We start from the raw sequence: 10,758 nt of genomic DNA, 5'->3' as shown, positions 1-10,758 counted from the left end.
TCCGCCGCTCCCGGAAACCTCTTCAATGCCACGAGCAAGGACATCAATCTGCGGGGCTTTCGCGCCGGCACGTTCGCGGACCGGCTGCCCGAGGCCAGGAAGCACCTCGCGGAGCTGTGGCGGTCGGGCGATCTGAACCTGGACCTCGCGCGATACGAGGGCCTGGGGTCGGCGCCGCAGGCGATCGTGGACATGCTCTCCGGGCGGACGACGGGCAAGTGCGTGGTGGCGCTGGGTTGAGAGTCCTTTTGACGACGACGAGGTCGGCCGCCATTAGGTGGTGTCGTAGACGCGGGCAGAGAGGACATGTAGGCCCGTCAGGGCGCGTAGCCGGCCCGCGGTGTAGCCCCGGTCCCGGCGACCGCCTCTGTGATCGCACGCAGTGCGGCATCCGGGTCATCGACGTGTAGCCGCAGCACGGTGACCTCACGCGGGGAGGGTGCACTCCAGGCAAACCCGGGGACGGACGCAGGCACCGGGCGGTCAAGCTCGATGCTCAGAGTGGTGCCGTCCGGACCAGCGAGCGTGAGTGCGTTCCCGCCGCTTGCATCGGGCGTGATCTCCGCAGATGTGGGGGAGAGCCGCCGGTCGCGCCGCACTGTCGCGATTGCGTCGAGTGGTACCCGTGCGCAGACGTGCGTGCCGCTGCGCAGCACGAGTTCGCCGTCCTCGATCAGATGCGGTCGCACGATCCGGCCGGCCAGCCATCCGAGTACGATCAGCAGCCCGTAGATCCCGAGCAGGTCAAGCACCAGCCGCACCTCGGGCCATGGCACCAACAGGTGCACGGCGATCAATTCGATTGACGCCGCGACCGCCATCGCCACCGGGATGCCAAGCGTGCCGCGGGAGTGGCCGAGTGCCGCCGCGCCGTCAGGGACGTCTGGCCGCCGCGTCACCCACCGGGCCAGCGAGGCGAGTGTTCGCGCTTCGGTGCCGATCAGTCGTAGATAGGGGTCCTCTGCGGCCAGGGCGCGTAGTGCGTCGGCGCGGGTGCGAGCGTCAGCGCGGTGGGCTCGGTAGCGGCGGACGTAACCGGTGACGGCGATCGCCCCGAGTGGCACCTCGACCGCCAGGAAGAGCGCGAACGCCGTCGCGGGGCCGATCACCCCGGTGGCCAGGAGAACCGCGTCGGTGACGACGACGACAAGCGCAATCAATGGAACCAGTCTGCTGTTCACGGCAGTACTCCTGAGGCAGCGAGCGTGCGGCGCACTACTTCGCGCTGGGCCGGGTCGGGAAGGAGCTGCTCGAGCGTCGGTCCGTGGGTGGCATCGGCGGCATCGTGCTCATCACCCGGCTCGGCCGGCACTCCCGCCACCAGCGCTCGAAGGTCTTGGTCGGCCAGCAGTGCGTCGACGAGGTCTGCGATCTGCGGCTCCACCTCGCTGGGCCGCCGGCCCTCGATCCGGTGGAAGCCAGCGAGTAGGTCGAGGTACCGGGTGCGGCGACCGGCGTCGAAAGCGATGGCGGTGTATGAGGCAGTGAGCTGTACGGGGAAGTCGCCGTTAAGCGCAAGCAGGTCGAGCAGGTCCTGTTCGCGGTCCAGGAGCGCGGTGAGGTCGGGGTCGTCGGGGACCGCGTACCGACAGAGGTCGAGCGCACGCGATACCGGCTCGGGCAGCAGTCCCAGGGGTAGGCCGTCGGCGGCGCGCTGGGCTATCAGGTCGAGGCGTTCGCGCTGGCGGGTGAGAGCGGCGATGCGGGTGTCGATTCCTGAGCGGACGGCGGCCAGATCGTCGGCCATGCTGCCGGGCGCGGTCTCCAGCAGCGCGCTGATCTCGCGCAGGGGCACTCCCGAGTCGGAGAGGAACGCGATCCGGGAGATCCGCACGAGGGCGGTCACGTCGTACTCGCGATATCCGCCGGTGGTTCGCGGGGGCTCGGCGAGCACGCCCGAGCGGTGGTAGTGCCGGATGCTGCGTGCGCTGACTCCGGTCAGCCGGGCGATCTCACCGATTCTCATGAGCTGATCATCAACCTTGACACTGTGGCAAGGTCAAGCGCGCTAGATGTGAGTCGCCGATTGCCGCCCGCAAGAACCTTCGCGGTTCGGCTCCCCGTGGCCGGGATGCATCTCTCAGAGTTGTGGGCGAGGGGCACATGAGGCTGGATAGCGTGCGATCCGTGGACCTGGCGTGGGCAGCGCAGGCGTTGGTGGACATGCTCCGCAGGCGGTGGCGCTCGATTTGCCTCCTCCGGTGCGCGGCACGTAGTTTCACAGACGCAAACGACGCGGGGTGGAGCAGCTCGGTAGCTCGCTGGGCTCATAATCCAGAGGTCGCAGGTTCGAATCCTGTCCCCGCTACTACTGCACACAGGCTCGGTTCCCTCAGGGGAACCGAGCCTTACGTCATTTCGGGGTGGCGCTCCGATGCCAGCGCGCCGATCCTGCGTAGGTGACGATGACGGCCGCTGGTGCCGGCCTGCTCGTCGCTGAATGAGCGCGTGAGAGACGTGCCCCTAGCTGAGTTCGTCCGCCAGCCGAACGGCGGGAATCCAGTCGATACCGAACACCCGGGCCACCTCTGAGAAGGTGGAGGAGTCCGCATCGGTGCTGGTCGCCGAGGCGATCAGGCGGGACAGCATCACCGTCCCCGCTCGCTCCTCGATCGTGCCGGCCGCCGCCAGGAGCGTTATGTAACTATCATAGAAGTGTTGGGTTCCTGCAAATCTACGTACCCGGCGGGAGCGGTGCTCGCACAGCCCTAGCACCGGGCACGATGGCGACTATGTACCTCATCGGGACCGGGCCGAGTGAGCTGCACGCTCACATCGACCTCGACCGCCGCCTGTAACAGCTCGACCTCTTCGACGGCGCCGAGGCATCCGTGGTCTCGACCGCCCACGAGAACGGGCACTGGTCGGTCGTAGCCGAGATCCGACCCGAAACGGCGGGGGAGAGGCGATGACGCCATTTGATGCGAGGTCACTGGGGCGAGCCATCCGCACCGTTCGTCTGGAAACCGGGCTCACGCAGCTCAAACTCGCGCTCGCCATCGGCGTCAGCGGCGGCCACATGAGCATTTGGGAACGGGGCCAGGTCCCCGCCGCCCGAGGCCGTCCGGCTCACACCCCGACCATGAGCCGCGAGCAGCTCGAAGCCATCGCCGATGCTCTGGGATGCACCGCTGCGTACATCGCCGACCGCGCATCCCTGTCGGCCACCACCCGAGTAAGTCTCGGCCTGCAACCGCTCGGCCCCTCCCGCACTCTCGTCGCGGGGATCGCATACGACCTCACCGACGCCGAAGCGGACCGGGCCGCCGACTTCATCGCCGGCCTCATCGCCGCCCGCGACCTGAACTGACCGCCGGTGTCGGAGGGTCCGGTTACGGTCCCGGCGTGGACGAGCTGGTGGACCGAATCCGACAAGCGGCCGACCAGGCAGGCGAGATGCATTTCCTCGAGCTGATGCGCTGGCACCGCGTAGTCGCCGGCCTCCCCGAACCCGACTGGGGAGCCCGCGGCGTCTACCGACTCGCCGTCACCGAGCTAGGCGAAGACAGGGCCGCCGAGCTACTGCACGACCTGCGACGACTGGCCCGTAACCCCCGCCGCTACCGCAACGGCGCCGACGGTAAACCCCGCTACAGAGTGGGCCGCACCGTTAGCGACCAGCACCGCCGCCAGCAATCGATTCGATGAGGCCGGCATCATGCCGGTCCAGGGTGCGAACATTATTAACCGCCCGCGACACCGGACGGGTCCGCAGTGTCGCCGCGACCGCTCGGGACTCGGCATCAAGCAGGTCGAGCAAGTCGGAGGCCTGGTCCTTGGCGATCTTCTCCGGGGACAGCCAGGTGTCCCATGCTCCAGGGGTCAGGAATGCCGGCATCCTGTCGTGGACCTCGCCAGCCGCGTCTTCCCCGGTGCGGGTGATGATCGTGAACGTCGTCTGCCACTCGGCGTCATCACCCTCTCGGTGAAAGGCGAGTAGGCCGGCAGCGAGCAGGAGCTCGTCGCCTGGGGCGTGGACGTAGCTGGGGTTCTTGACCTCTTTGCCGTCCTCGAGGGCCTCTTGCCACTCGTAGTAGCCCGTCATCAAAACTGCGATTCGGGCGGAAGCGAACGCCGAGCGGAACATTCCGTTGGTTGCCACGCCCTCGAGGCGAGCATTGATCGGCCGTGGGCCCTTCTCCTTGGCCCAGGACGGGCGAAAGCCCCATGTCGGTAGGGACGCCTCACGCACCCGCTGATCGCCGATCGAGCGATCCCGGATGACTGGAGCCCGCGTACGGGGAGCCACCGAATACGCCGGCGGCCACTCGAAACCAGGATCGACCCCATCCAAATCGAGGTCCCCAACCAGGGCCGAGCCGGAGATAGCTACCGAGTACCGACCACACATGCCGAGACAGTAACAGTGGGAGCTCTAATCGACCGCTGACCAGCAGACATGACGGAACGCAACTTATCGGCGGCCCTACCCTGGCCAGTGGCTCTTGTACGCACTTGAGGTGCGCTGGAGTGAGCTTGGCCCAGACTGGTTCCATGGCGGGCAGCCGTTTATGACGTTGTCTTGTGGAGTTCGCCGGGCCTCTCTAGTTGTGCTCTAGAGCTTCATTTTCGCTTCGTCGGGATTGCGGCCATGCTCCCAGTGACTGCCGGTACTCGGGGGCTTCGGCTGTCTCGACGAACTCGAGGATGTTCCCGACGCGTTGCAGGAGCACGTCACGGACCTCACTGGGAGTGGCGAAGAAGAATTCCTTGCGTGGGTTTGCCTGGTTGAGAGCTCGGTCCGCAAAGTGCTTGTGTAGGTCGTTCTCGAGTGTGACCGCGTCTTCGGAAAAGAACAGCGCATGGACGTCGAAACGAAACGGTACGGAGGCTCCGCTAAGTTCTGCGATGCGCTCGGCGGGAGCGAGGCGGCGAGTCAACCCGATCTTCACTACTCCTGCCCCGAATGCGCCTTCGTTAGAGATCACGTAGATGTAGCCAGCTCGGATGTTGGCGGCGCGGTAGTCGTTCTGCTCGATTGCCTGGTCAACAGCAGCGAGCCGGGCGATGAGGTCCGCGTCGTCGCGCCCCTGGGTGCGGAGAGATTCCAATGCGTTGGCAAGGTGTGCACGTTCTTTGTCCAGCCGGGAGCGTTCTTCTTCTAGCTCTCGTTGGACGCGTGCCTCCTCACGAAGCCGAGCCCGTTCTTCGCGGGCTGCTTCGCGTTCTGCCTGCTTCTTCATCAACCAGTCGGCGGTGAGTTCAATCTCTTCAACGCGCAACGCATGGAATGCGTCGTCGATGCGCATTTCCATCAGTGCTCCGAGACGCGCGATGGCGGTCCGCGATGCCTCGAGCCGACGTTTTGCGGTGTCGACGTTTCCTGCCCGCAAGGAACGGATGACGTTGTCAGCTTCGGCGTTGTATGCGCGCAGCATTAGCTTGCCCAAGTCCGACGTCATGCGACGTCCCTGGGCGAGTGAGTTGTTCAGTGTGAAGAGATCGGACTTCACAATGGCTCGGCTCTCGCGGATTGAGTCGGCGATCCGGGCTTCGAGCTCCTTAAGGCGCTCCTTGTACGCGGCGGCAGACTCCAGCGGATGATGGTAGCGATAGATACCTGCTGCTTGCAGAACGCGGGCATCGTCGAGATCGATCGGTCGCTCCCCTTCACGAGCAGCCAATGCGCGGCGCAATTCGGCATTCTCGGCTTCCAAGAAAGCGATTCGCGCGTTCGGGTTTTGTTGGGGATCGGCAGGAGGTTCCGGTTCGGGTAGGTCTTCGACTTCGGTCGGCGTAGTGGCCTCGTCTGAGTCTGATAGCCATAGCTTCCAACCGGCCGGCGGTTCGGGCCAGGTGGGATCAGGGGTCCATCCGGCCGGTGGCTGCCAGCCGGGTGGGGGCTTAGGCCATCCCGGTGGTGGGTTGAAAATTAGGTTCATGGCTGGCTAGAGGCGCCTGATGCCAGATGGGTTGATCGGGGCCAGACCGTGCGGGTTTTTCGAGACCACCGCGCCGAGATGCTGGAGTGTTACGGCCGGGACAATCTCCGAGAGGTCCAGCTCGTTGAACGAGTCGCGGTCAACGGCTACAGCGGCAAAGGGAACGTAGGTCTCACGCCCTGTGGCGGGACTGATCGTCTCGGTGCCTAGCTCGAGTGAGATGCTGCGAATCAGCCCGCGGCGGTCAGCCTCGAAAACTTCATGCAAGCTACGCAGTGCGACAGCGTGCACGATGCCTGCGTAGCGGTCCTTGGCGGCCTTCTGCGAAAGCTGCGTCTCACCGATTTCGTCGGTGGACTTCGTGTACTTGTACGCCTTAATGGTTGGCACAGTCTCTGGACCAGGCATTGTGACCCGAAGCGTGAGCTCTGCTGTGGCCGGCTCGAACTCGGACTCATGACCCACAGGGAAATGCTCAGGGTAGACAGAGTTGGCCAGCACGATTCCGACATACTCCTGTACTGCCTCGACCGTGCCGTACCCGAGCCCGGCGATCAGTTGGTCTAACTCGTCGTTCTGTTCTCGCGCCGCACGCTCCCTCTCCGCGGACTCCGCCTCATACTGTGCGGTCGCTTTTGCCAGCGCTTGGAGCCGGACGCGCTCAAGCTCGGCATGCTCCGCAGCTTGTGCTGCCTGGCGCGCAGGAAGCGAATCCATCGCGGCCTGCCATGCCTGGTAATCGGCGGCGTAGCGGCGATCAACCTCGGCTTCGGCTGCGGCCAACTTCTTCTTCCGTCCGAACGGGCCTTTCGGTGGCGCAACTTCACGGCGTACGGGAAGTGGAGGCTCCGGGATCGGCGCTGGCGCGGGGACGGGGGTGCGGAGATCTGACCTGGGAAACGGTGGATGTTGGGCGGTCACACGTAAAGCCTCGAGATCGACATAGTCGTCTACGTCAAGGGTTGCCTCCAGAAGCCCGTCCAGTTCTGCATAGTGCTCAGCCAGCTCTGCATTTAGTGACTCCACCCGAGCTTGCATGGCTTCGACATGCGCTGCTCGGGCCTCGCGCTCCAATCGCTTACGGTCAGCTTGCGCGGAGCGCGCCGCAGCCACCTGCGCACGCTCCGCAGCCCGCTGCGCCTGCTCGGCACGCCGTACGGCTGCCACCTGCTGACGGGCTGCTGCACGCTGACGCTGCTCGGCCAGGCGAGCCTGCCGCTGCATCTCTGCGAGGAACCCACGTCGACGAGTCACTAACAACCTCCATAGTGGGATAGCACGCAGACCGGACAGGAGCCGTCGTTGATGATCTGTCCGATGTCATCACTGCGAACACGAAAAGTGGACAACGAGTCCTTATCTTAACGACTATCCAGACAAGGGCCGGGCAGTTCGTCGCGGTCACACCTGGAGCCCCGCCGTTCCTTGGGGTGCCGAGCGTCCGAGCGTCATGCTGCTGTCGATGACTCCTGCTCGCGGCAGGATCCCGTTGGGGTACACCCGTGCGGGACGGCATGCCGCCAACCGTCGCCGCTGTGGCTTTCGCCGTTATATGGCGGGGTTCTGTCGACGCTCTGTGGCGGCATCTGCTCATGGCGATACACGCGAGCACCGGTCTGGTCACAGATAGCGGCAGACGGTCGTGGTGTCGCATTTGGTGGGGTCGCTGGTGGTGGCACTGTGGTGAAGGTGCGCGACGGTGTGTCGCAGTGCTTGCAGGTCGGCGATTTGGCGGTCCAGGTCGCCCAGGTGGGCTTCGAGCAGGGCGTGCACGTGCTGGCAGGGTGCGACTCCGGCGTCGCGGATGTCGAGGATCTCGCGAATCTGGGCCAGGGTGAGCCCAGCGGTGCGGCCGCGGCGAACGAAGTCCAGGCGCGCCAGGGCCGCAGGGGTGTAGTCGCGGTATCCGTTGGCGGTGCGCTCAGGCGCAGGTAGTAGGCCGGCTTCTTCGTAGAAGCGCAGCGTCTTGGTTGTGGTGCCGCTGGCCACGGCCAACTCACCGATGCGCACAGTGGCCCCTTTCTCGGCTCTCGTCCATGTTCGCCTTGACCTTCCCCTGCGCTGGAACGTCCACTATGGACGCTGAAGAGGGGTCACGCGAAGGAAGGTGGGCAAATGGGTGTGGACTACGACGTCGATCTGGCCGTGATCGGCTCAGGAGGCGCGGCGATGTCCGCCGCCATCGCGGCCAGCCAGGCCGGTAAGAGCGTCGTGCTGGTTGAGCGCGGTGTTCTGGGCGGGACGTGCGTGAACATCGGCTGCGTGCCGTCCAAGACGCTCCTGGCGGCCGCCGGGGCCCGGCACGCCGCGCTCACCAATCCCTTCAAAGGTGCCCCAACGTCAGCCGCACCGGTGAACCTCGGCGATCTGGTGGCCCAGAAGGACGCACTCATCGAGCGCCTGCGTGATGCGAAGTACGCCGATGTGGCCGCTGCCTACGGCTTCCAGGTCCGCCCAGGCCAGGCCAGCTTCCTGGACGGGGACACCCTGGCCGTCGACGGCCAGGCGCTGCGGGCCCGGGCCTATCTGGTCGCCACCGGTGCCACCCCCGCCATCCCGGAGGTGGTCGGTCTCGACTCTGTGGACCGGCTGACGTCCACCACCGCGATGCAGCTGACCGAGCTGCCTGAGTCCCTGGTCGTTATCGGTGGCGGGTACGTCGGGATGGAGCAGGCCCAGCTGTTCGCTCACCTCGGCACCCGGGTCTCTGTGGTCGGGCGTCTGGCGCCGCACGCCGAGCCGGAGCTGGCCCAGAGACTTCGGGAAGTCTTCACCGACGACGGCATCACCGTGGTCGAAGAGCGCGCGACCACTGTGGCCCGCGAACCAGGCCCCGCAGGAGAGGTGGTGGTGACCACGGACTCGGGCGAACAGGTGCGCGGCGCGCAGGTCCTGGTGGCCACCGGACGCCTGCCCCGCACCGACGGCCTGAACCTGGCCGCTGCCGGTGTGGACGTGGACGAGCGCGGCTTCGTCGTGGTCGACCAGACCCAGCGCACCTCCAACCCGCGCGTCTGGGCCGCCGGTGACGTCTCGGGGGCTCCCCAGTACGTCTACGCCGCCGCCGCCGGCGGTCGGGCCGCCGCGCTCAACGCCCTGACCGAGGACAGGTACCCGCCGGCAGCTCGGGTCGACTACGCCGGCTTTCCTGCGGTCGTGTTCACCCGGCCCCAGCTGGCCTCGGCGGGGTTGACCGAGGACGAGGCCCTCACCCGAGGGCACGCGTGCGACTGCCGCGTCCTGGACCTGTCCGATGTCCCCCGGGCGCTCGTCCAGCACGACACCCGCGGGGCGGTGAAGCTCGTCGCCGACGCCGTGAGCGGCAAGGTTCTGGGCGTGCACGCTCTGGCGGACGGGGCCGGGGAGATCATGCTGGCGGCCACCTACGCCATCAAAAGCGGCATGACCGTCGACGATCTGGCCGACACCTGGGCGCCGTACCTGACCATGAGCGAAAGCCTGCGCATCGTGGCCGGCCTCTTCCGAAACCAGATGCCGACGTCATGCTGCGCCTGAAACCCGCGGCCCCAGCGGGGTGGACGAGGGCTCCCGCGGCGGCCCGCCTGGCGCCGTGAATGTGCCTTAAAAACCTTTAGGTTTTTAGGGCGTTGTCACAACAGTTCAGCAGACGCTGTATAGTTCAGCAAGTGCTGACTATTGCTTCTCGTGTCGATGTGATGAACCGGTTAGGGCGGGCGATGGCCGACCCGACACGGTCCCGAATACTGCTGACCTTGCTGGAGCAGCCGGCCTACCCGGCGGAGCTGGCCCGGGATCTGGAGCTGACACGGTCGAACGTGTCGAACCATCTGGCATGCCTGCGCGACTGCGGGATCGTTGTCGCAGTGCCCGAAGGTCGCCAGACCCGGTATGAGATCGCAGACCCGCACTTGGCCCGGTCGCTATCTTCCTTGGTCGAGATCACCCTCGCGGTCAACGAAAACGCCTCCTGCTTGGAGCCCGACTGCTCAGTGCCGGGTTGTCACGCCACGGAGGTGCAGGCGTGATCCTGTCCTCGGCCCTGCAGGCGATCGGCCTGTTCATTGCCACCAATATCGACGACATCATCGTCCTGTCGCTGTTTTTCGCCCGCGGAGCAGGCCAACGCGGAACCACCGCACGCATTCTGGCCGGCCAGTATCTCGGGTTCGCCGGCATCCTCGGCGTGGCTGTGCTCGTCTCCCTGGGCGCGGGAGTCTTCCTGCCCCCGCAGGCCATCCCTTACTTCGGGCTGATCCCACTGGGCTTGGGACTGTGGGCCGCGTGGCAGGCCTGGCGCGGGGACGATGATGACGACGATGCAAAGGTCGAGGGCAAGAACGTCGCCGTGTGGACCGTGGCCGGCGTAACCTTCGCCAACGGTGGAGACAACATCGGCGTTTACGTCCCCGTCTTTCTCAACGTGGGCCCGGGAGCCGTGGTCGCCTACTGCATCGTGTTCCTGGTGCTGGTGGCGGGACTGGTGGGCCTGGCAAGGTTCGTCGCCACCCGCCGACCGATCGCCGAAGTCCTGGAGCGCTGGGAACACATCCTGTTCCCGATTGTCCTGATCGGCCTAGGCGCCTTCATTCTGATCAGCGGCGGAGCATTCGGACTCTGACAAAACAGACGCAAACCCGGCCGCCCACCCGTGAGTCGCCGACTCGCTCTAACCCTTTCGGCCAGAACGCCCGATTGGTACGTCGTACGTCGCCGCCAAGAAGTAACCACAGAAGACCGCCACAAAGCGATCAAGTCCACAGTCGCCGCTGTGTCACAGGGTCTAGTTCGGCACTTATGAAACACCTTCCCGTGGGGTCTAGGATCTATTGATACAGATTCCGGACGAAAGGGTCTCCTCATGGCTGATCGAATCGGGACGTTGCTCAACCGTTCT

The 10,758-nt window shown here is 65.8% G+C and carries 12 protein-coding genes, 1 tRNA gene and 1 pseudogene; 7 read left to right on the top strand and 7 right to left on the bottom strand.

Annotated features, from left to right (window positions below; genetic code table 11):
- Nucleotides 1–240: pseudogene (locus G6020_RS15700) on the top strand (NADP-dependent oxidoreductase); the annotation flags it as partial.
- A gap of 77 nt (nucleotides 241–317) precedes the next feature.
- On the opposite strand, the gene G6020_RS15695 reads toward G6020_RS15700, so the two are convergent.
- Together G6020_RS15695 and G6020_RS15690 are read right to left on the bottom strand one after the other, a co-directional pair.
- Entirely contained in the window at nucleotides 318–1,181 is an 864-nt protein-coding gene (locus G6020_RS15695) for a hypothetical protein (protein ID WP_182611240.1), read from the bottom strand.
- Nucleotides 1,178–1,966, bottom strand: a complete 789-nt coding sequence (locus G6020_RS15690; RefSeq protein ID WP_182611239.1) for a MerR family transcriptional regulator — start codon at nucleotides 1,964–1,966, stop codon at nucleotides 1,178–1,180. The genes G6020_RS15695 and G6020_RS15690 overlap by 4 nt, the downstream gene beginning before the upstream one ends.
- 268 nt (nucleotides 1,967–2,234) lie before the next feature.
- Here G6020_RS15690 and G6020_RS15685 point away from each other — a divergent pair.
- A tRNA-Met gene (locus tag G6020_RS15685) sits at nucleotides 2,235–2,308 on the top strand.
- Nucleotides 2,309–2,463: 155 nt separating this feature from the next.
- On the opposite strand, the gene G6020_RS17460 is transcribed toward G6020_RS15685, so the two are convergent.
- Nucleotides 2,464–2,592: a hypothetical protein gene (locus G6020_RS17460; protein WP_268817317.1), complete on the bottom strand. Its 129-nt coding sequence runs from the start codon at nucleotides 2,590–2,592 to the stop codon at nucleotides 2,464–2,466.
- 316 nt (nucleotides 2,593–2,908) lie between these two features.
- On the opposite strand from G6020_RS17460, the gene G6020_RS15680 reads away from it, so the two are divergent.
- Together G6020_RS15680 and G6020_RS15675 are read left to right on the top strand one after the other, a co-directional pair.
- Nucleotides 2,909–3,310 (top strand): helix-turn-helix transcriptional regulator, encoded by a 402-nt coding sequence (locus G6020_RS15680; protein ID WP_107746571.1) that lies wholly within the window; start codon nucleotides 2,909–2,911, stop codon nucleotides 3,308–3,310.
- Between the two features lie 35 nt (nucleotides 3,311–3,345).
- Entirely contained in the window at nucleotides 3,346–3,648 is a 303-nt protein-coding gene (locus G6020_RS15675; protein ID WP_146166335.1) for a hypothetical protein, read from the top strand.
- Here G6020_RS15675 and G6020_RS15670 read toward each other — a convergent pair.
- From G6020_RS15670 to G6020_RS15655, 4 genes are all read right to left on the bottom strand, one after another.
- Nucleotides 3,611–4,351: an SOS response-associated peptidase gene (locus G6020_RS15670; RefSeq protein ID WP_107746572.1), complete on the bottom strand. Its 741-nt coding sequence runs from the start codon at nucleotides 4,349–4,351 to the stop codon at nucleotides 3,611–3,613. The genes G6020_RS15675 and G6020_RS15670 overlap by 38 nt on opposite strands.
- 193 nt (nucleotides 4,352–4,544) lie before the next feature.
- The gene (locus tag G6020_RS15665) at nucleotides 4,545–5,657 is read right to left on the bottom strand and encodes a DUF4041 domain-containing protein (RefSeq protein WP_182640861.1); all 1,113 of its coding nucleotides are present in this window, start codon (nucleotides 5,655–5,657) and stop codon (nucleotides 4,545–4,547) included.
- A gap of 231 nt (nucleotides 5,658–5,888) precedes the next feature.
- Entirely contained in the window at nucleotides 5,889–7,136 is a 1,248-nt protein-coding gene (locus tag G6020_RS15660) for a hypothetical protein (protein ID WP_235027359.1), read from the bottom strand.
- A 366-nt stretch (nucleotides 7,137–7,502) separates the two neighbouring features.
- Complete coding sequence (locus G6020_RS15655) at nucleotides 7,503–7,892, bottom strand: heavy metal-responsive transcriptional regulator (RefSeq protein ID WP_007928756.1); 390 nt, start codon at nucleotides 7,890–7,892, stop codon at nucleotides 7,503–7,505.
- Between the two features lie 105 nt (nucleotides 7,893–7,997).
- On the opposite strand from G6020_RS15655, the gene merA reads away from it, so the two are divergent.
- The 3 genes from merA to G6020_RS15640 all read left to right on the top strand — a co-directional run bounded on the left by merA (nucleotide 7,998) and on the right by G6020_RS15640 (nucleotide 10,482).
- Nucleotides 7,998–9,398: a mercury(II) reductase gene (gene merA / locus G6020_RS15650; protein ID WP_017838447.1), complete on the top strand. Its 1,401-nt coding sequence runs from the start codon at nucleotides 7,998–8,000 to the stop codon at nucleotides 9,396–9,398.
- A gap of 131 nt (nucleotides 9,399–9,529) precedes the next feature.
- A complete protein-coding gene (locus tag G6020_RS15645) occupies nucleotides 9,530–9,889 on the top strand; it encodes a metalloregulator ArsR/SmtB family transcription factor (protein WP_031265333.1) in 360 nt (119 codons plus the stop codon).
- A complete protein-coding gene (locus G6020_RS15640; RefSeq protein WP_017838449.1) occupies nucleotides 9,886–10,482 on the top strand; it encodes a cadmium resistance transporter in 597 nt (198 codons plus the stop codon). Before G6020_RS15645 ends, G6020_RS15640 begins: the two co-directional genes overlap by 4 nt.
- Nucleotides 10,483–10,758 lie beyond the last annotated feature (276 nt).

The organism is Dietzia sp. B19 (assembly GCF_014145155.1).
Lineage (GTDB): Bacteria > Actinomycetota > Actinomycetes > Mycobacteriales > Mycobacteriaceae > Dietzia > Dietzia natronolimnaea.
The sequence above is the reverse complement of the archived record's forward strand: the minus strand, read 5'-3'. Positions and strand labels throughout refer to the sequence as shown.

Bases quoted from the DNA above. Each gene is read 5' to 3' on its own strand.
- G6020_RS15670 (WP_107746572.1), bottom strand. From the start codon at position 4,351: ATGTGTGGTCGGTACTCGGTAGCTATCTCCGGCTCGGCCCTGGTTGGG.
- merA (WP_017838447.1), top strand. From the start codon at position 7,998: ATGGGTGTGGACTACGACGTCGATCTGGCCGTGATCGGCTCAGGAGGC.
- G6020_RS15680 (WP_107746571.1), top strand. From the start codon at position 2,909: ATGACGCCATTTGATGCGAGGTCACTGGGGCGAGCCATCCGCACCGTT.
- G6020_RS15690 (WP_182611239.1), bottom strand. From the start codon at position 1,966: ATGAGAATCGGTGAGATCGCCCGGCTGACCGGAGTCAGCGCACGCAGC.